Source organism: Methylomonas albis (genome assembly GCF_014850955.1).
Classification (GTDB): Bacteria; Pseudomonadota; Gammaproteobacteria; order Methylococcales; family Methylomonadaceae; genus Methylomonas; species Methylomonas albis.
Genome location: NZ_JACXSS010000001.1, coordinates 3,985,978 through 4,006,923, shown reverse-complemented (window position 1 = coordinate 4,006,923; position 20,946 = coordinate 3,985,978). Strand labels below are relative to the sequence as shown.

14 protein-coding genes and 1 pseudogene are annotated in these 20,946 nt (G+C 51.6%); 11 read left to right on the top strand and 4 right to left on the bottom strand.

What is annotated here, in order from left to right:
- Window positions 1–4 precede the first annotated feature (4 nt).
- The 4 genes from EBA_RS18390 to EBA_RS18375 all read left to right on the top strand — a co-directional run bounded on the left by EBA_RS18390 (window position 5) and on the right by EBA_RS18375 (window position 5,101).
- Entirely contained in the window at window positions 5–1,585 is a 1,581-nt protein-coding gene (locus tag EBA_RS18390; RefSeq protein WP_192376054.1) for a DHA2 family efflux MFS transporter permease subunit, read from the top strand.
- A complete protein-coding gene (locus tag EBA_RS18385) occupies window positions 1,585–3,030 on the top strand; it encodes an efflux transporter outer membrane subunit (protein ID WP_192376053.1) in 1,446 nt (481 codons plus the stop codon). The genes EBA_RS18390 and EBA_RS18385 overlap by 1 nt, the downstream gene beginning before the upstream one ends.
- Window positions 3,027–4,199 (top strand): efflux RND transporter periplasmic adaptor subunit, encoded by a 1,173-nt coding sequence (locus EBA_RS18380; protein ID WP_192376052.1) that lies wholly within the window; start codon window positions 3,027–3,029, stop codon window positions 4,197–4,199. The genes EBA_RS18385 and EBA_RS18380 overlap by 4 nt, the downstream gene beginning before the upstream one ends.
- 167 nt (window positions 4,200–4,366) lie before the next feature.
- On the top strand, window positions 4,367–5,101 hold the full coding sequence (locus tag EBA_RS18375) for a DUF5765 domain-containing protein (RefSeq protein ID WP_192376051.1): 735 nt from the start codon (window positions 4,367–4,369) through the stop codon (window positions 5,099–5,101).
- A 90-nt stretch (window positions 5,102–5,191) separates the two neighbouring features.
- Here the strand turns inward: EBA_RS18375 and EBA_RS18370 are convergent.
- Window positions 5,192–5,572 (bottom strand): annotated as a pseudogene (locus EBA_RS18370) (carbohydrate kinase family protein); the annotation flags it as partial.
- 577 nt (window positions 5,573–6,149) lie between these two features.
- On the opposite strand from EBA_RS18370, the gene EBA_RS18365 reads away from it, so the two are divergent.
- Together EBA_RS18365 and EBA_RS18360 are read left to right on the top strand one after the other, a co-directional pair.
- Window positions 6,150–7,280 carry a beta-propeller fold lactonase family protein gene (locus EBA_RS18365; RefSeq protein WP_192376050.1) on the top strand — a complete coding sequence of 377 codons (1,131 nt, stop codon included), beginning with the start codon at window positions 6,150–6,152 and terminating at the stop codon, window positions 7,278–7,280.
- Between the two features lie 22 nt (window positions 7,281–7,302).
- Window positions 7,303–8,013, top strand: a complete 711-nt coding sequence (locus tag EBA_RS18360) for a PEP-CTERM sorting domain-containing protein (protein WP_192376049.1) — start codon at window positions 7,303–7,305, stop codon at window positions 8,011–8,013.
- A 247-nt stretch (window positions 8,014–8,260) separates the two neighbouring features.
- Here the strand turns inward: EBA_RS18360 and EBA_RS18355 are convergent, their stop codons facing one another.
- Complete coding sequence (locus EBA_RS18355; RefSeq protein WP_192376048.1) at window positions 8,261–9,142, bottom strand: carbohydrate kinase family protein; 882 nt, start codon at window positions 9,140–9,142, stop codon at window positions 8,261–8,263.
- A gap of 215 nt (window positions 9,143–9,357) precedes the next feature.
- Between EBA_RS18355 and EBA_RS18350 the strand changes: the two genes are divergently transcribed.
- From EBA_RS18350 to EBA_RS18330, 5 genes are all read left to right on the top strand, one after another.
- A complete protein-coding gene (locus EBA_RS18350) occupies window positions 9,358–10,791 on the top strand; it encodes a circularly permuted type 2 ATP-grasp protein (RefSeq protein WP_192376047.1) in 1,434 nt (477 codons plus the stop codon).
- On the top strand, window positions 10,785–11,741 hold the full coding sequence (locus EBA_RS18345; protein ID WP_192376046.1) for an alpha-E domain-containing protein: 957 nt from the start codon (window positions 10,785–10,787) through the stop codon (window positions 11,739–11,741). Before EBA_RS18350 ends, EBA_RS18345 begins: the two co-directional genes overlap by 7 nt.
- A gap of 88 nt (window positions 11,742–11,829) precedes the next feature.
- Complete coding sequence (locus EBA_RS18340; RefSeq protein ID WP_192376045.1) at window positions 11,830–13,083, top strand: hypothetical protein; 1,254 nt, start codon at window positions 11,830–11,832, stop codon at window positions 13,081–13,083.
- On the top strand, window positions 13,080–16,391 hold the full coding sequence (locus EBA_RS18335; protein ID WP_192376044.1) for a transglutaminase family protein: 3,312 nt from the start codon (window positions 13,080–13,082) through the stop codon (window positions 16,389–16,391). The genes EBA_RS18340 and EBA_RS18335 overlap by 4 nt, the downstream gene beginning before the upstream one ends.
- A gap of 163 nt (window positions 16,392–16,554) precedes the next feature.
- A complete protein-coding gene (locus EBA_RS18330; protein WP_192376043.1) occupies window positions 16,555–17,331 on the top strand; it encodes a PEP-CTERM/exosortase system-associated acyltransferase in 777 nt (258 codons plus the stop codon).
- 70 nt (window positions 17,332–17,401) lie between these two features.
- On the opposite strand, the gene prsR is transcribed toward EBA_RS18330, so the two are convergent.
- Both prsR and prsK read right to left on the bottom strand, forming a co-directional pair.
- Window positions 17,402–18,778, bottom strand: a complete 1,377-nt coding sequence (gene prsR / locus EBA_RS18325) for a PEP-CTERM-box response regulator transcription factor (RefSeq protein ID WP_192376042.1) — start codon at window positions 18,776–18,778, stop codon at window positions 17,402–17,404.
- Window positions 18,765–20,864 carry an XrtA/PEP-CTERM system histidine kinase PrsK gene (gene prsK / locus EBA_RS18320; RefSeq protein ID WP_192376041.1) on the bottom strand — a complete coding sequence of 700 codons (2,100 nt, stop codon included), beginning with the start codon at window positions 20,862–20,864 and terminating at the stop codon, window positions 18,765–18,767. The genes prsR and prsK overlap by 14 nt, the downstream gene beginning before the upstream one ends.
- Between the last annotated feature and the right edge of the window lie 82 nt (window positions 20,865–20,946).

Here is a 20,946-nt window from a genome sequence, read left to right as displayed (position 1 = left end):
ACGGATGAGTGTCGTCTATCACAAACGCCTGCGTGGCTGGCGTTTTAGCTTATTTAATCTGTGTCTGGGTTGCGGGCATGCGCTGGTTATCTTCAATGCTGGCGCTTATATTGCCATGCTGCCCAGAGTAGCCGGCGGCTTGGGCGTACCACCCAGTTTTGCGACCTGGACCCAGACAGATTATATGATAGCGCTGGCGCTGGCGTTTCCGGTGGGCGGCTGGTTGGCGCGACGTTTTGGCGAATACCGGCCCTTCGTCGCGGCTTTCCTGGTTTTTGGGATAGCTTCTTTCATCTGCGCGCATTGCACGTACTTTTACACCTATTTGGCGGGGCGCATCGTACTGGGTTTTGCCGGCGGTTTGACGCTGCCATTGGGCCAGGCTCTGTTGCTAAAAGAATATCCCGATAGACGTAAATCACTCGGCATCGGCGTTTGGAGCATATTCACGTTAACGCCTTTCACCTTCGGCCCACCCTTGGGCGGCTGGATAGCCGACAACTTGGGCTGGCGTTACTTGTTTTGGCTCAACATCCCGGCGGCATTGGCGATTGCCGGTATCGTCGGCGCACTGCTGTATCGGCGCGGTCACCAGAGACATTGGCAGCGCTTCGACAGCGTCGGATTTATGCTGTTGGTGATGGTGGTGTTTGGTTTGCAAACTTTGTTGAATCAGGGCAATGATTGGGATTGGAACCATTCGGCCTACATCAATGGCTTGATCGTATTTATAGGCGCCACGTTTATTTGCTGGATAGTCTGGGGCTTGAGTGTGCGTCGACCATTTCTGGATATTCGCCTGTTTACCCATCGCAATTTTGCATCCGGCGTATTCATTTTATTCACCGGTTTTCTGTGTTTTCAAGGCTTGTTGTCCTTGTTAATCGTACAGTTACAATTGGCGTTCGGCTATTCGTCTTGGGAAGCCGGTTTGGTATTTTTGCCGATGGCTATCTGCGCCAAACCGATGGCCAGCGTCTTTCACGAGATTGTCAAACGCTGCGATGCCCGGCTGTTGGCGAGTGCGAATTTGCTGGGATTTGCCGCCACCTATTTCTGGTTAAGTCGTTTCGACGACCCGGACTCGTTTGCACAATTGTTCTGGCCGAAATTGCTGGAGGGTGCCTGCCTGGGTAGCTTTTTTGTGCCGATGACAGCTTTGCTGCTACACGGCTTGCCGGCCGAGCGGCAATGGCGGGCGCTGGAATTGGCGAATCTGTTGCGGATAGCGGCCGGGGCAATCGGCATTGCCTTGCAAGGCATCGTGTTGTACCGGCGGGCGCCGCAGCATCTGACCCGCTTTGCCGAAAATCACGGCGCGTTTGAATTGGCCGATCATCCTACCTTGGCAACGCTAAATTCCCTGGGATTTGCCGAACCGGCGGCGTTAGCCAAATATGCCAAGCTGGCGGGACGCGATGCGGTGTTGCACGCTATGAACGATGCGTTCTGGATGGCTGGTTGCGCGTTTGTCGGCATGGCGGCCTTGGTCTGGTTTGCGCACCCGACTCGTACCCCGGTGAAAGTCAGTGTCGAGCAGGAATTGCGCCGGGAAACTCAGGAACTGCTGGCTGAGGAGGCCTGATGTCTGTAAGCCGACTGATTGCATTCGGGTTGATACTGGGTATTTCGGCAAACTGCGCCCGGTTCGGCGACGAAGAAAGTGCGCGCGCCAGTCTTTTACCCATGCCGGAAATGACCAACACCGTCGCCGCGGCGCGCGGCAGTTTCGCAAGCAGCGATGCCTGGTCGGCGCAGGATTGGTGGACCGGCTTTGCCAGCCCGGAATTGCAGCGCTTGATAAGCACGGCGCTGGCCGATAATCCGGATTTGAAGGCCACCGCCGCCCGGTTGCGGCAGTCGCAGGCGATGGTCGATGCGCAGGCCGCAGAGCTGTATCCGACCATAGACGCCAACGTCAGCTTCTCCGCGCAACGCTTCTCTGCGAATAGCGTGCAAGCCAAACTGGCCGGCGAAAACTTTCGGCAAATGCTGATTAATCCTTTGATCTTACGTTACCACCTGGACTTTTGGGGGCGCGATGAAGCGGCTTTGCAAGGTGCGGTCGGCCGCTCGCTGGCGGCCGCGGCTGAATTGGCCGATGCGCGGTTGTTATTGTCGTCTACCGTGGCTAGGGGGTATTTCGAATTGCTGGCGGCCGCCGTAAAGCAAGGCATCGCCGAGCAGATCGTCGCCGAGCGTCAGGCCTTGTTGAGATTCGAACAGACGCGTCTGGCGACCGGTTTAACGGCCGACGCACCCATATTGCAGGCTCGCATAGCCCTCGCCAACGCCGAGCAAGGTTTGGCTGCGGCGCGGGCCGACGTGGAGTTAAATAAAAATCTGTTGGCGGCGCTGGCCGGGAAGGGGCCTGATTGGGGAGCTGGCATCGTCATCGAACCCGATCAGCTTGAGCAAGCCTTAACCCTGCCGGTGGATTTGCCTCTGCATTTACTGGCGCATCGTCCCGATATTAGCGCGGCGCGACTACATGCCGAGGCAGCGGCCGAGGAAATCAAGGTGGCCGAGACCGCCTTTTATCCGGACGTCAATCTGGTGGCATTCACCGGTCTGCACAGCGTCAGCTTGAGCGATGTGTTGTTGCAAGGTTCCAGCCTGGCTTACGCGGTCGGGCCGTCCATCGAGTTTCCGATTTTCGAAGGCGGCCGGCTGCGCGCCAATCTGACGTATCAAGAATCCGCTTACGATGCGGCCGTCGAGCGCTATAACCGCAGCTTGGTGCATGCGGTGCAGGAAGTGGCCGATGCGCTGAGCCGCTGGCGCGAGCTGGATGAGCGCTTGGCGGCACAGCGGCAAAGCCTGGCTGATGCATTAGCCGCTGACAAGCTGGCCGACAGTTTGCGAAGTCATGGCTTGTCTGATCGCGCCGCGCCGAGTTTGGCTAAATTGGAGGTCTACCAGCAACAGTTTCGCTTGGCGGCTCTGGTGGGCGAGCGACACAAAGCCGAGATCAACATCATCAAAGCGCTGGGCGGCGGCTACAGCGAAACTAAACCCGCAACGCCATGACCGCAAACATGCCAAGAAAAATTCGTCCTCGGGAAATTCTGCGCCAACGCCGGCGCCGCTTGCAAGGTGTCACTTTGGCTTTACTGCTGGCCGGTTTGGCTTATCTGGCGTATTGGTGGTTAGAGCATCGCGATTGGGTTGCCACTGACGACGCCTTCGTGGCCGGACATTTAATTACACTGAAAACGCAGACTGACGGTACCGTGGTCCAAGTATTGGCGGAAAACACGCTGTGCGTGGAAAAAGGCCAGGTCTTGGTGCGGCTGGATGGCGTGCATGCCGGCATCGCCTTGCAGCAGACGCAAGCCGAATTGGCGGAAGCGGTGCGGAATATCGTCAGTTTGCAGGCCAAAGCCGAGACGCTGAAGCAGCGGGCCTTGGTGAAACAAGCTTTACTGGCACAGGTCAATCACGACTTGGCGCGCTTTAACGCAGCGGCTAAGGATGGGGCGGTTTCCGATCAACAGCTACAAAATGCCCAAGATAAAAGCCACGAACTGGAGGCGGCGATTAAAGAAATTCGCGCCGAACAAAGCGGCGTCGAGGCGCAATTGCTGGATTCGGGTATCGATAATCATCCTGTCGTGGAAAAAGCCAAGAGCCGCTTGCGCCAGGCGTTTCTGGATTTTCATCGCCGGAATCTGGTCGCGCCGGTGTCCGGTTGCGTGGCTAAGCGCAAGGTGCAAGTTGGCGATATGCTGAAAGCCAGCGCACCGCTGCTGGCCATCGTGCCGCTGGACGATCTATGGATAGAAGCCAATTTTCTGGAAAGCCAGATCGCCGGGGTCAGCCCGGGGCAGGCGGCGGAAGTGCGCGTCGCGGCGTATGGTGACGACCGGGTTTATCACGGCCGGGTGCAAGGCATCAATCCAGGTACCGGCAGTATCTTTGCAGTGTTGCCGACCGATAATGCCACCGGCAATTTCATTCATATCGCCGAGCGTTTGCAGGTGCGGGTCGCGCTGGATGCCGCAGAGCTTAAGGCAAATCCTTTACAGCCCGGCCTGTCCACCTTAACCCGAATCAACATAGCGAATACGGCACGTGAGGTGTCGGCATCCGCAGTGGCACTGAGTGGTGAGGCTTATCGTACCGACGTTTACGACCGGGAATTGGAGGGTGTTGAACAGTTGATCCAGCGGATCATGGGAGCCAATCGGCCGCACTAAATAGGTCGTTTCTGGTCGGCGTTCCGTGAATTCCCACAAAATTGCTGCAATAAAGCGCCGCTCCGTGTATCTTTGCTTTCCGGTAAACATGACCGAAACCAATAGACTAAACCGATGATCGCGGCAAGGCGCGCGTCGATGCTATCAATTTAAATTACGGATTAACCATGTGTTTTAGTGCCAATATGTCGTTGGGATTGGGCGTCGCGGGCCTGGTCGCATCGAGTGTGACTTTTCTGGATAAAGACGAGACTTTCTGGGTCAGGCTGGCTCGTGCCTATGCCATCTTCCATTTTTCCTTGATGGAGTTTATTCAGTATTTCGGCTATCCGGTGGCGGACCAGTGCGGTTACGGCACCAACCTATTCTTGAGCGAGCTGTCTACGTATCATATTAGCTTGCAGGCCTTTGCGATCATGCCGGCTTTGGCGACTTATTCCACCGATCCGCAAGCCCTGAAAAAAGCGTTTATGATCGGCACCACTTTGAGTAGCTTATTTATAATCTGTTCGTTTTTGCCCATGGAATGGCAGTTATTCGGTGTTCAGCCTAATTTCATCGGCAATATGATGTCTTGCCTGTACATGGGCATTTATCACATTGGCTATGCCATCTCCAGTGCCTTTGGCTTGTTCGTTACCCATGGTTCCTTGTTTGCCTTGGCTTGGAGTGGTTTTATCTGGAAGAACAATTGGCGGATTGCTTCTTACCATTTTGTGATGGCTATGATGACCTTGTTTATGCCGCAATGGCTGTTCGGAGTCAGTACCGGGGAAGCGGCGGCGATGTATTGTTTTTACTCGATTCCCATCACGGCCAGCTTCATGCCGCAATTTAAAAAGTTTTTCTCCGCCCAGTCCGGCGATTGGTCGGACGGTGTGCCTGCCAGACAGCAGTCTTGATTGGCGCGGTAGAGGCGCAAGTGCTTGCGTCTCTACTATGTCCAAGCCGCATAAATCCTGATAAAACGCCGTGTCGGCGACGGTCGCACCGCGTTGACTTACCCGCGCCGAGGCAAAATCCTGCGCTCGTTTTAGGGCCAACGCCAGCGGCCAGTTCTCGGCAATCCCCAGCAACAAAATCGCAGCAAACGCGTCGCCGGTACCGACCGTATCAACCACGGCCACATCGCCTGCCGGCGTTACCTTGGTCAACTCTTGCTCGGCCGTTAAAGCCAACGCGCCTTCGCTGCCGCAAGTCACTACCAGTCCGCTGAGTTGACAGCGATGCTGCAATACCCCCACCTTCTGTTCCAGGCTCTGTTGGCCGGGCAGCAACAGCGGCAATTCCTTGTTATTCAATTTCAGCCAATCGGCTTCAGCCATCCATTGTTCGATTTCGGACCTTAAGCAATCCTGGGGCGAATGGCAAATTGCCGGGGGACTATGGTAACGGTCAGAGCTATTTTTAGGAGAGGCTTTTAAGGCAATACGCGAAGGGCAATCGACCCCAAGTTGCCTCTCAGTCCTGGTCGGTTACGGTCTGCTCCTAAACCTGAAAGCGACATAAATTAACAAGGGAACGCCCTTGGTTATGGGAGTTATGGGCGTCAAGTCGCATGAATTTAGCCAATATTCTTCCATTTCGTGTGATCCCTTACCCTGCGCCATGTAATCACGCACAAACCGCAGCAACTTGCCGTCTCAATTATGTACGGAATACCGTAAGTAATACGAAATATCATGGTAATTACGCCTATTGAAAACTGGCTGATCCAGTTTTATCGCCATGACGACAGAATATAACCCGCATAAATCAGCAATATAAAGTTATCGCCAGGCAATAACTCCAGGTTGGCATAAAACCTGACTGTGTTTAAGAGACAGACTCAGGCACTAGCCACAGATATTGAGAGTTTGTTTAACACTCGTAGTAATAGCAAAAGACTACGTAGCGATGCAAAAAAACCTTTTCTATACCGTTTCATTTAATTTAACTGGAGATATTCCGATGAAAAAGCTGATAAGTATCGTGTTCTTATTCACCATGCTGGGCCAGGCGCGCGCCGCGCCTTTTGCCTATATTCCTAACGCAGCTCACAATAACGTTTCGGTCATCGATATCGCCGATAATCGAGTCGTTTCCACCTTAGCGGTGGGTCGAGCCCCAACGGCCGTAGCAGTGAGCCCGGACGGTAGCAAAGTGTATGTCGCGAATTTTTCTAGCAATAGCATGTCGGTGATTGATGCCAATACCCGTAGCGTGACCGAGGTGCAAAATATTGATGATTTAGTTAATACTTTGGCGGTCAGCCCCGATGGAACTCGCATTTATGTAACCGGAGAACTTGGGCATATATTTCAAGTCGACGCCGCCTCCCTAGCTGTAACCCGTATCACCCAAGTTCTCCCGGGTATGAATACACCAAAAGGAATGGCTGTCAGTCCGGATGGCGGCACACTGTATTTGTCAGATCAAAGAGCGAATGCTGTCGCATTTATCAACACCGCCAGCCACGTGGTCACTCGCGTGCCGGTAGGTAGAATCCCAGCGGGCTTAGCCATCAATCAAGACGGCACCCGAGTCTACGTGGCGAACTTTGATAGCGACACGATCTCGATCATTGATACGACCACTCAATCCGTCATTACTAATGTGTCGGTGGGGCGTAATCCTACCGGCATAGCCGTTAGCCCGGACGGTACCCAAGTCTATGTGACGAATCAATTTAGCGACACTGTGTCGGTGATTGATACCAATAACAACTACTTCGTTACCGACGTAACAGTGGGCAACCGTCCTTTTGGTGTGGCCCTGACCCCGGACGGCAGTCGCGTGTACGTAGCGAATAGTGGCAGCAATACCGTCTCGGTCATCGACCCGACCCAGCCAGCCGTGACCGAAAATATAGCCGTTGGCCAAAGCCCTATAGCGTTTGGTAAATTCATCGTTCCACGCGCCGATCTCAGCGGCAGTTTGCTGGGTTTTCGGACTACGGATAAGCTGCTTTGCCAAAACTTGACGACGCGCCAAAACGTTAATCTTAACAATCCAGGCAAACGCTGGGATTGCCAAAAAGCCGGCTTAGTCGTGCATGTTGGCGACCAAGTATCCGTCACCCTAAAAGGTACTTCACGGTAGCCGCGAATCAAGGAGAACGCTCATGAAAATCTTACACTTATGCTATCTGGCCATCAGCTTTTGGGTGTTGCCGGTTCAAGCCGCCTTCCTAAATGGCGGTTTCGAAACAGGTAACTTTAAAATTTGGAGCAGCCTCGGTGACGCCAGTGTGACCGATACCGGTTTCGGAATTGGACCGGTAACGGGCACTTTTCAGGCCTTGCTGACCAACGCGGCAACGGCTACCGATGGTTATAACTACTCGGGTATCGACGCCGTGGCCGTCGATCAGTTGGAAGCATTTCTACATCTACCAACCGCTTCCCTGGGCGCGTTTGAAGGCACGGGTATCGGTCAGAGCTTTACCGCCAATGCCGGGGATATCTTGTCTTTTAGCTGGGATTTTTTGACGGATCAGGCGAACCAAGTTGAATTTAATGATTTTGCCTTCGCTGTGCTGGATGGCAACTTGATTTCACTTACCAATACCGCTTCATTGCTAAAAACCTCAAATTCGCCGTTTCTGCTGGAGACCGGCTATGCAGGCTTTAGCCAGATTCTGTCGGCCGGTAACCACAGCTTGAGCTTTGCGATTGTGGACGTGGGGGATGGCTTGGCGACATCGGGCCTACTCATCGATAACGTGAGTTTGTCCGCAACACCCACAACCGTTCCCGAACCCAGCGACATTAGTTTGTGGGCTGTAGGATTTCTAGCCTTGGTTAGTATCAGCAGGCTACAAAAGTCGTATTAAACTGTTTAATTGCAGTTCGGGGCCGCTGCCCAAGCGCTTTGTAGGGAGATTTGCCCCGGCAGCTGGAGAATAAAACAGAAACGGTCAAAGATTAGGTGACTGACTCGGTATAATGGGACTGATCGATACCAAACCTCTGCAAGGCCGATAGTCGAACATAATTTCGGAGCAAGTAGCCTTGATGGAATCGAGGATTCGAAGGGTGACTACCCTCATTTCTGCTGACGCTGCATCGAGGCTACGGAGACTATCGCCACGCTTCAATAAATCCTTGATAAAACGCCAAGTCGGCGACGGTAGCGCCCCTCCGACCCACCAATGCCGACGCAAAATCCTGTGCTCGTTTTAGCGTTAGAGCCATCGGCCAGTTCTCGGTAATCCCCAATAACAAAACCGCTGCAAACGCGTCACCGGCACCAACGGTATCGACTACTTCGATGTTGCCGTCGGGGGTAATGCTGGATAATTCTCCCGACGAGTCTAGCGCCATCGCGCCTTGTCTGCCGAGAGTAAGCACTACGCCGCTCAATTGATAAGTCTGCTTTAGTATGTGCATCTTGTCGCTTATGCTCTGCTTGCCGGGCAGCAGTAACTGCAATTCTTCGTCGTTCAGTTTCAACCAATCTGCGCCGGCTACCCATTCCAGCAGTTGATCCGCTTGCCACCAGGGTGCGCGAAGATTCACATCCAGAAACACCGGGCCGCTCCAGCTCTGTTGCAAATTGAGCAAGGTTTGCCTGGACACGTTGTTGCGTAATGCCAGACTGCCATGGTAGAGCAATCCATGCCGGGGTAGGTGTTGCAGCGCCTCTGAATTGATATAGTCATAAGCTTGCTGGTCGAGAATACTGTAGCTGGGCTGTCCATCTGTTATGCTGATCGCCACGCTGCCAGTCGGGTGAGTAGCGTCGATTTGCATGGCGGATCGCGTCATACCCGCGTTTTGCATGGCCGCGAGGATTGTACGGCCGGCTTCATCTTCTCCCACACGACTGATAAACAGGGTTTGCCGACCTAAGGCGTGCAGATGCCAGGCGACATTAAATGGTGCGCCGCCGAGTATCCGATTGCCGTCCGGAAAATTGTCGAATAGCACTTCGCCGAATATCGTGAAAAAAGCAGTATGCATCAGTCTGGCCTCGCCGCGATTGCTGATTTAGGCCGGTAACAATAAGCAAAGTGCGCGGAAATGGCAATCGGCTTTCAGCGACTTTGTTCGTTTTCAGGGCGCTTGCAAGTGGCTGTTGCACTTATCTGGTGCGTAATATGATTTAAGTGACTAGGCAGCGATTTAACTTTTTGATAAATAGGCATTAATAAGATTGGCATGTGGATTGCTGAAGGATGGTCATGAACATAAATACTTTTTTCGATGAAATGCGTACCTCAACCGGCAGCGTCCGGCGCCTGTATCAACCGTTCTCAGAGTGGCTGAGCGGTACCGATCACGCCCAGTTGATGCAAAAGTCCCGCGAAGCGGAAATGTTGTTCAGGCGGGTGGGAATTACTTTCAATGTCTACGGCGACGAGGCCGGCGCCGAGCGGCTGATTCCGTTTGATGTGGTGCCGCGGATTCTGGCTGCCACGGAATGGCGGGTATTGTCGGCTGGCGTGATTCAGCGGGTCACGGCACTGAATGCGTTTTTGAACGATCTGTATCACGATCAGGAAATCATCAAAGCCGGTATCGTTCCCGCCAGCATTCTGGAAAACGAAATGTATCGGCCGGAAATGCAGGGCGTGGACGTGCCGGGCGGTATTTATGCGCATATCGCCGGCGTCGATATTGTCCGCACCGCCGAGAACGAGTTTTATGTGTTGGAAGACAATCTGCGTACGCCGTCCGGGGTTTCCTACATGTTGGAAGACCGCAAGATGATGATGCGCCTGTTTCCAGAGTTGTTCCGTCGCTACGCGGTGGCGCCGGTCGAGCATTATCCGCAGGTATTGCTCAACAATTTGCGGGCCGTGGCGCAGCCGGGTGTTTACGATCCGACCGTAGTGTTGTTGACGCCCGGTGCCTATAACAGCGCGTATTTCGAGCACGCGTTTCTGGCGCAACAAATGGGTATAGAACTGGTGGAAGGTCAGGATTTGTTTTGCAAGGACAACGCAGTGTTCATGCGCACCACCGAAGGGCCGAAGCGGATTGACGTGATTTATCGGCGCATTGATGATGATTTTCTCGATCCGCTGGCGTTTCGCGAAGATTCGATGCTCGGTGTGCCGGGCTTGGTCTCGGTGTATCGCAATGGCGGCGTCACGCTGGCTAACGCGATCGGCACGGGGGTAGCCGACGACAAAGCCACCTATACCTATGTACCCGAGATGGTGCGTTTTTATCTGGGTGAGGAGCCTATTCTGTCGAATGTGCCCACGTATAAGCTGGAAAATCCTGACGATTTGAAATATGTGTTAGAGCATCTGGAGGAACTGGTGGTCAAGGAAGTACAGGGTTCCGGCGGTTATGGCATGTTGGTGGGTCCAACCTCATCCAAACAGCAGATCGAGGATTTTCGGGCACGGATTTTGGCCGAGCCCGACAATTACATCGCTCAGCCTACATTGGCATTGTCGACTTGTCCGACTTTGGTTGAACAAGGGGTGGCACCGCGTCATGTCGATTTGCGACCATTTGTGTTGTCGGGCAAAACCACGACGCTGGTGCCGGGCGGCTTATGCCGAGTGGCGATGCGCGAAGGTTCGCTGGTGGTCAATTCCTCGCAGGGCGGCGGCACTAAGGACACTTGGGTATTGAATGGAGACGCACCATGCTGAGCCGTACCGCCGATCATCTCTACTGGATGGCGCGTTATATAGAGCGCGCCGAGAACATGGCGCGGGTGCTGGACGTCACCTATCGGATGTCGCTGGTCGCCAATAGTGCCTACGACGAAACGGCGCGCTGGAAACCGCCGGTGCAGATCGCCGACGATATCGAGGCTTTCGAGAAAAATTACTCCGGCTATACCGCGGTGAATGTGATTCGCTTTATGGCTTTGGACGAGCGTAATCCGTCCAGCATTGTTAGCGCATTAGGTGCTGCCCGTGAGAATGCCCGGGCAGTGCGGGTGGCGATGTCTTCGGAAATGTGGGAGACCGTTAATGCCTTGTGGTTGGAACTTAGGCAGCGAATTCGGCAGGGTTTGCACGAAGCCGATATTTGCGAGTTTTGCGACTGGGTAAAATCGCGTTCGCATTTGTTTCGCGGTGTGACCTTCGGCACCATGTTGCGTGACGATAGTTACAAGTTTGTGCGTTTGGGGAGTTTTGTCGAGCGGGCCGACAATACAGCCCGATTATTAGACGCCAAGTATCAATTACTGTTGCCGGTGGTGGAAGCGCAGGAAGGTCAGGTCGACTATTACGAATGGAGTTCCTTGCTGCGTTCGGTGTCGGCTTTTGAGGCTTATCAAAAAGTATTTCGGGATACTATCGAGCCCTGGAAAGTCGCGGAATTACTGGTGCTGCGCGACGACATGCCGCGTTCCTTACACGCCTGTTACGATGAGCTGGCACCGATTGTGGAACAGCTGTGTCGGCAGCGAGGTACGGAGTGTCTGCGCTTGGCCGGTGAAAATCATGCTCGATTACATTACGGGCGGATGGCGGATATTTTTAGCGTCGGTTTGCATGAGTTTTTACAAGATTTTATTCTGCGAAACAACGCGCTAAGCGCCGAGATTCAGCGGACTTTTCTAAATGGGCCTGAGCAAGCGCTTGCTTGAACCATGTTGAAAAAATGTGATTTGCCGACGGTTCAACGGGCTTTTTGGCGCTTCAGCCTAACGGATAAATAGAGTTAAAGGTAAACGGATGATAAATTCACTGATTCACCCCAAACAGGGCGACAAGGCCAATTCGCCCTGGTTTGACGAGTTTCTGGTCAAATTGCTGGAAAACCGGGACCGTACTGGCCTGACCGAAATGATCCGCGAAATCGACGCGTTGATGCTAACGGTTGAACCGGGCTGTTCTGCAGCCTATGTCAGCGAATTGGCCTTGATGACGCCTTATCACTACCTGGTGACGCTGGAATCGGAAAGCCATTGGACGCATGTGCTGCGGATTGATATGGACTCGCCCGACATATTAGTGCGGGAGGTGCGCGCACCTGGTCGAGCCGACATTTTTCGTAGCTTGAACGAGGTGTATCCAATTGGTGCCCACAAGCCTAATTCCCGCTATATGGGCGAGATTTTTCGGGTAAGTAATCTGCATGAGGTGGTCGAGCAACAAAAAGCCCGCGAGATACGCTTCTTCAATCAGGATCAAATCCGTAAGCTGGAATTGCCCGGCAATATGGCCATCGTCAAACCGTCGCCATACACCCATAACATCGTTGCTTACTGGGAACGGCCGCCGGAAGACATAAGAGTATATGCCTTGGGAAATAGCGTGATTCTCGACGATGTGAATCGCGGTTACTGTGCGGCCAAGGCGATTCAGGAAGAGTTGGGGCTGGACAAATTGATTCGGCCCATCGATCATTTAGCCACCCGTGTGTATAGTCAGAACCGGGAAGTGGCAATTTTGGAATATCTGACCCTGTCCAGCTATTACTATTGGGGATCATACGATATCGCCAGTCAGAACTCGTCCACCAACGTTACTAAAAGCATTCATTACCCCGAGGAGCGGATCAGTCCGGCCAAAGTGTTCACCGCTGCCAATCATCCATATTTTGTCAATCATCTGGTGGGTTTGCCGTCACCGACTGAAAGTTTCGTGCGTAACTATGGGCCACGCTTGCACCATCTGGCTTTGGAAGTAGCGGATGGCGAGGTTAACGGCTTAGCCAATATCGATTATGTAGTGCAGGCTATCAGGGCCAGGGGCAAGGACTTTCTGTTGGATGTGATCGGATCGCGGGAGGAAGGCTTGAAACAGATTTTTTCCAGCGCCTCCGAGCATTCGTCGTTGATCGTCGAATATGTACAGCGTTTTGGGGATTTCGATGGCTTTTTTACCAAGCAAAATGTTGCGGAATTGACGCATGCGGCCGGTGTGGAAGAAAACCTAAGGCTACTGCAGGCTGAAAGCGAAGCAGCTAATCCGGTGTCAGCATGAGTATCAGAGTCGCGATTAATCACAAAACCAGTTACCACTACGACCATCCGGTCCAACTGGGCCCGCACGTATTGCGATTGCGGCCGGCTTCGCACTCACGAACTGCAGTTAGCGCGTATTCGCTGACCATCAAGCCAGACAAGCATTTCATCAATTGGCAGCAAGATCCGTTCGGCAATTATCTGGCGCGTTTGGTGTTCCCGGAAAAAACCACCGAATTCTCCATAGAAGTGGATCTGATCGCCGATATGACTGTGATCAATCCCTTCGATTTTTTTCTAGAAGAGTACGCCGAGCATTATCCGTTTTCCTATCCTGAGCAATTAGCCAAGGAACTGGCGCCGTACCGAGAACTTCACGAGCAGGGGCCGTTGCTGCAAGCTTTTCTGGCAGGGCTGAATCGAGACAAGCAGGGTATCGTTGATTTTCTGGTTGGCATCAATCAAGCCGTGAATCAGGCGGTTAATTATGCGATCCGAATGGAGCCGGGCGTACAAAGCTGTGAGGAAACTCTGGAGAAAAAACTGGGTTCCTGCCGGGATTCCGGCTGGTTGCTGGTGCAGGTCTTGCGACACATGGGTTTGGCCGCGCGCTTTGTATCGGGATATTTGGTGCAGCTGGTAGCGGATGTGAAATCGCTGGATGGCCCATCCGGTACCGATCACGATTTTACAGATTTACATGCCTGGGCTGAGGTGTACATTCCGGGTGCGGGTTGGGTTGGCCTTGACCCGACGTCCGGCTTGTTCGCCGGAGAAGGGCATATTCCGTTGGCCTGCACCGCCGACTATGTCAGCGCGGCGCCGGTCAGCGGCGGGTTTATCGGCAAGGCCGAGACTACTTTCGGTTTTTCCAATCGCGTTAGCCGAATACATGAGGATCCGCGGGTTACCAAACCATACACTGACAGGCAATGGACAGACATCGAACGCCTGGGTGAAAAGGTCGATGCCGAGCTGAAAGCTGGCGACGTACGTCTAACCATGGGCGGCGAGCCGACTTTCGTATCCATCGATAACATGGATGCGCCGGAATGGAACACGGATGCCGACGGCGAGGAAAAACGCAAGTTGGCCGGAAAACTGGTCAGACGTTTGCGTGACAGCTTTGCGCCGGGCGGTTTGTTGTATTTCGGTCAGGGCAAATGGTATCCGGGCGAGCCGTTGCCGCGCTGGCAGTTGGCGTGTTTTTGGCGCAAGGACGGCAAACCGATTTGGAAGAATCCGGCCTTATTGGCGGATGAGACCCGCGATTATGGGTTCGACATCAAGCAGGCGGAAGCTTTTATCCGCGATTTGGTCAAACGACTGGGCGTGGCCGGCGAGTTCATTCTGCCGGGGTTCGAAGACCCTATTTACTATTTATTACAGGAGGGTTTGGTTCCGAAAAACCTCGATCCTTTGCAAGTCAATTTAAAGGACGACTTGGAGCGCCAGCGCTTGGCGAAATTGCTCAGCGCGGATCTCGGTGCGCCGGTTGGTTATGTATTGCCACTACACTGGAGTTATCAGGCCGGCGCTTGGAACACTAGTGCTTGGGAGTTTCGGCGTGGCGAGATGTTCTTGGTGCCTGGCGATTCCGCGATGGGTTTACGTTTACCTTTGAATAGCTTGCCTTGGGTGCCTGTCGAAGATCAAGATCACGCCCACGAACGCAGCCTTTATGAAGTGGTAGAACCACTGGGCGATATCGATTCGGAAGTTAGTCGTCGTTACAGCCAAATGGCAAAGCAGGACTCGCATCCCACCGAAATGGACGCAGCCGACGATGAAACGCCGCACGATCCAGAGTGGGTGCCGCATACGGCGTTGTCGGTACAGACCCGCGAAGGCCGTTTATATGTATTCGTGCCGCCCACTACCGAATTGGAACACTATCTGGATATCATTGCTTCTGTGGAAGCCACGGCGGGGGCTCTGAAAATGCCGGTCGTGATAGAGGGGTATCAGCCGCCGCACGATTTGCGTCTGACCCGGTTGCCAGTTACACCCGATCCAGGTGTTATAGAGGTGAATATTCATCCGGCCGCCAGTTGGAAAGAGCTGGTGCATAACACCACCACTTTGTACGAGCTCGCCCGACTAACTCGGCTCGGCACCGAAAAGTTCATGCTGGATGGCCGTCATACTGGTACGGGTGGTGGCAATCACGTCACTTTGGGTGGCATTACCCCAGCCGATAGTCCCATTTTACGGCGCCCGGATTTGTTGCGTAGTTTGGTCACCTATTGGCAGCATCACCCAGCCTTGTCCTATTTGTTCTCCGGATTGTTTCTCGGTCCAACCAGCCAGGCGCCGCGAGTTGATGAAGCTCGCAATGACAGTCTTTACGAACTGGAAATTGCCTTTCAACAAATGCCGGACGGCGAAGTAGCCGCGCCCTGGTTGGTCGATAGATTATTCCGCAATTTGTTGGTGGATATGACCGGCAACACCCATCGCAGCGAGTTTTGTATAGACAAACTATATGCGCCTGGTACTGATGCCGGACGACTCGGGTTGCTGGAACTGCGCGCTTTCGAAATGCCGCCGCATGCACGTATGAGTCTGATGCAAATGCTGCTGTTAAGAACGCTGGTGGCGTGGTTTTGGCGCGAGCCTTACAAGAAGCCTTTGGTGCGCTGGGGCACGCAATTGCACGACCGGTTTATGCTGCCGCATTTCATTACCAGCGATATTCAGGACGTGGCACGGGATTTACAAGCGGCCGGCTACGAATTCAAGACAGAATGGTTCGCGCCGTTTTTGGAGTTTCGCTTTCCCAGGATAGGCAGCTTGCGGGTTGATGATTTACAACTGGATCTGTATCAGGCGATCGAGCCTTGGCACGTGTTAGGCGAAGAAATCACCAGTAGCGGCACTGCCCGCTATGTGGATTCCTCGGTGGAGCGCTTGCAAGTTACGCTCAGCGGTGCAATGGGCGAACGCTATGCTTTGACCTGTAATGGCCGCAGGGTTCAGCTACACGCGACCGGCAAGCAGGGAGAACTGGTGGCCGGTATTCGCTACCGGGCCTGGAATCCACCGTCGGCGTTGCATCCTACTATAGGCGTGCAGGCGCCACTGGTATTTGATTTGGTCGATACCTGGAATGGCCGGTCTATTGGTGGTTGTACGTACCATGTTTCCCATCCTGGTGGCCGTAATTACGACACGCTGCCGGTTAATGCTTACGAAGCCGAAGGGCGACGGGTTAGTCGTTTTTGGCAGCACGGCCATACTCCGACCGAGACGGTGTTGGAATTGCCTGAAGAGGAATTAAATAAAGACTATCCGTTTACGCTGGATTTACGCTGGAATGCTGGGTAGATGGTGCTCGGTAACTAAAAGCGATCATCGGCAAGTGTCTGTTTTTTTTCAGTTTAACTTGAAAATAGCTCGATTTGTTATACCCTGTTTGTCAAGGGGCGAGAGAAAGTAACTATCGTTACTTGAACTTGTTAGGGATGTTTTTTATAAGGTATGGTGTCTCTTGAATCGACAGAAGCAGTCTTTCGACAATTGTTTTGAAGTTTTTTTAGCGGATACGCCGGAAAGTAAAAAAATTCATTACCTACTCAGATACCGAGTTTATTGCGATGAAATGGGCTTTGAGGACAAGGGGCAGTTCCCGGACCAACAGGAAATAGATGAGTGGGATAGCGGTGCCGTCCATTTCATAGTTAGGCACCGATACACTGGGCATTGGCTGGGCGGATTGAGGATAGTCTGGCCCAAAGAGCAAGTTTTTCCTTTTCAGGAAAGAAGTGCTACTCATAAGCGCATATCGATCGTCAGATATAAAAATGCCGTCGAAATTTCCAGGCTATGCATGCTTAAGGAAGCAAAGCGCTTTGCTTCTAGAGACTCCGCTGTAGACGTGGCGGACGAAAGTCGCAAAATTAGTTATTTGCGAGATTCTGGCAATAAGAATAGAAATATTATGTGGGGGCTCTATCGGGCAGCGGCGAGTTATTCGGCTCAGCAGGGCATCAAGCACTGGTATATGTTGTCTAGTCCAGCATTGGCTTATTTCTTTAACAAGCAAGGTTTTGATATACAGCAAATAGGCGAGGCTAATAATCGCCAAAGCTTGCGCCTACCGTATTGTTTGAATGTAAAACAGGTGTTAGAAAACCCTTTATGGCTTGAAGATTACAGAAACGATTTCCGGTTATATTCGGATATTGGCAATGAGTCTTCGGCTAGTATGGCTGGGCGGCGTCAGGTCAAGCAAATCGGCGTTATTTCATTTGTTTCGAGAATGTAATTTACCAAGTTTGAATGGAGTTAATTTTTTGCCGACAACTTATGATGTTTTCTTGAGTGGGCTTTCCACGTCAATCCGAATGCTCATCAGCGTGATTGCGGATCATGGTTTGCAATCCGTACTTTTCAAATAAGCCGTACAAAGTAGGGCGGGTGACTCCCAATAATTTGGCTGCTTCGGACACATTGTTGTCTGCGTAGGTTAGTGCTCGTTTGATGGCTATGGTTTCCGCCGCTTCTCGCACTGATTTCAGATTAAGCGGCATAGACTTGTCGTTATCACTGCTAATCTCTAGTTCTTCGGCTGTAACAAAATTGCTGTCGGATAAAATTACGGCGCGTTTAATTTTGTTCTCCATCTCGCGAATATTGCCTGGCCAGGCGTAGGCCTCAAGCGCGCGGGCCGCGTCGTGGGAAAAGTGTTTTTCCTTGGTATTGTTCTCGCGGCAATAGCGCTGTAACAGTACATTGGCTATCGTGATAATATCCCCTTCGCGCTCGCGTAGGGGAGGGATATCAACGACGATTTCGCTGAGTCGGTAATATAAGTCGCCCCGGAAATTGCCTTGCGCAATGAGATCAGATAGCTGACGATGTGTTGCGCATATGATACGTACATCTACAGGAATTTCTTTCCTGCCGCCCAGTCGCTCTATAACGCGCTCCTGAATGAATCGAAGTAATTTGGCTTGCAAGGCAAAGGGTAGGTCACCAATTTCGTCTAAAAAGAATGTGCCGCCTTGCGCATATTCGATTTTGCCTTTAGTTTGTGCCACGGCACCGGTGAATGCGCCTTTTTCATAGCCGAATAATTCGCTTTCTAACAATGTTTCCGGAATGGCGGCGCAGTTAACCGCAACAAAAGGCTGTGAGGCTCGCGCGCTTAAGCGATGTAAGGCTTTTGCCATTAGCTCCTTACCGGTTCCGCTGTCGCCGATTAGCAATACGGTTGCTTGAGTTGGCGCAATTTTTTCGATCATTCGCATGACAGTCTGCATTTGTGGGCTGGTGGCGATCACGCCCGTCAACGGCTTTTGCTGTTGCAATACTTGATAGTCGCGCTCCAATGCGTCTAGCTGAAACGCTCTCTCGATGATTAAGCTTAGGACGTCAGGATCGACAGGCTTTTGATAAAAGTCATAAGCACCCAATGCTACTGCATGAATAGCATTTGCGCGGTCATCATTGCCGGTCACCACGATAACTTTAGTGGCTGGCGCTAGCGCCAGGATTTCTTTGAGAGTGGCTAGACCTTCGCTGGCGTTGCTTGGGTCGGGTGGTAAGCCTAGATCTAAGGTAACGACGCTTGGCATGTAGCGTCTGAGTGCCGCTATTGCTTCATCTCTATTACCTGCTATTACTACTTCGTATTGTTCAAAGCTCCACTTCAGCTGTTTTTGTAAACCTGGGTCGTCTTCGATAATTAACAGTACTTTAGAGTTGATCATTATTTCCTTGTTTTGCGGAAATTCGCTGTGCTAATGGTATCTGAATGGTGAAAGCAGTGCCCTGCCCAGGATGGCTATCAACCTGGATATTTCCAGACTGCTTTAAGATGTAATCACGCGCCTCATAGGCACCGATACCCATTCCGGCATTGCCTTTTGTCGTATCAAACGGTTTGAATAGGCGTTCCGCAATGAATTGTTGGTCCATGCCTATGCCGTTGTCAATGATCTTGATGACAGCATAGTCTTGGTTTTTTGTTAATTCAAGCTTAACCCAGCCCTCGCTGGTTGCAACGGCGTCTTGCGCGTTTTGAACCAAATTGGTCAAGATATTGGTCAGTTTGATTTTGTCGGCTGTCACGAAGCAATCGCTAAGTGTTGTGCTCATCTGCAACGGCGGAGTACCGAGATGTTGTTGTGCGATATTTTTAACTAATTCCACCAGATTGATGAACGTGTTAGCGTTCGTATTGTTGGTTTCGCCTTGTTTCAACTGTTCGACGATGTGATGCATTTTTTTTACCACATTATTTAGGGTGTCGATTGTGTCGTCGAAGAAGTCCGGGTTATGTTTGTGTTTTTCAGCATTTCTGACAATCAGGGAGATTTGGGCCACCAGGTTTTTCAAGTCATGTACCAAATATGCCGACAAACGATGATAGGTTTCAAACTGACGATTGTTGGCAAGTTCTTCGCTAGTCCGGTTTAGAGCGAGCGCGTTGGCAAGTTGCATACCAACTGTTTTTAAAAGATCATGGTCTTCCCAGTCAAGCTTGCGTGGCGCGCGAGCTTGAGTTAACACCACAAAAGCTTCAAGTTTGTTCAGGTGAAACAGAGGTACAATAAGCCACACTTGGCTATCTTCGTAACACCAGGGGGAAAGATCTATATCATCATACACTTCGGGAGCATGAGCGAGTTCGAAAAAATCGATTACCCATTGCTTGTTCGCAAGGTATTGAGGCAGATCACCGATGTTGTGAAGGTATTCAATTTCTTGCGGAGTGAGTTTAAGGTTTTGCTCCGCGGCTAAAAAAAAATGACCTTGTTCGTTTTTTAACCATAAGCCACCTCCCGCGCTTTCAACTAAGTCTGTCAAGGTGGTTATGATGAATACTTTTAGCTCTTCAAGGGACTCGAGTTTTGCGAGTGATTTGCTGATTTTGAGCCACTCTTCACGATAATCGTAGCTGTATTGGAAAAAATGTTTACTAAAATAGACTTTAGAGATTGCTCTGATTTTGCCGGATGTGAAAGGGATAACGAGCAGGAGAATGGCGAGAAAAATAAATAGTGTTTGTGCTACTTCGCCCCAGTCCGTATTTGCGCGTTTGATATAAAACCCAGCGAATGACATAAGGATTAAATAGATGCCGCAACCGAACAGGATCGTTGTGTAAAAAATAGTTTTGCGGGGTGTTGTCAGCTCCGCACTATGACTGTTAAGCTTTAGTCGACTTAATGTGACCGCTAAAAATGGTGTCATTAAAGCGTTGATTACGCCTCGCGACTGCCAGAGTGCAAAATCCAGGCTGCTGAATAATAGTGACTTGCTGTAAACCAGCAAGTCCACAGTAAATAGCGAACCTAGGCTTATACACAGAAATTTGAGGTTCCACCTTTGTTTTAGGGGGGTGCTGCGGTAAAGCTGTTCAACTAGAATAAGGCCAAATACAGCAAATACGACGTGGGATGCGAAACGAGGATCAACATTCAGAGACTTCCGAATGAGGGTTAGGTAACTAGGAAATAGTTCGATGACAAAAACCAGGAGCAAAAATAGCGAGGCGACTACGCTGGTATTTGACCTGAAGAGTTGCTTGTAACCGTTATATCTCTGCTTGGATAACAGTATTCCAAGCTGAAAAAACCAAGCTGCGTTACGGAGGGTTTCGTACGGTAAGGTATCGGCGAAGAAGAAAGGGCTGTTTTTTGTGGCGGTGATTACGCTTGAGGACCATATTAACGAGCATAAAACTGCTACTATAAAAGGAAGGTGCCAGTTTTTCCTGAAACACGCATATAAAAGCAAAAGAAGATAAGCAATTGTCGCGCTCAAGTAACTGTAATAAATGTAGCTTTGCATTTAGTGTCGATGTTTAAGTGTTTTGAAGATAGCTGTGTATTTATTATACGACCTTAGGTGTGGCAAGCTGGATCATTACTTT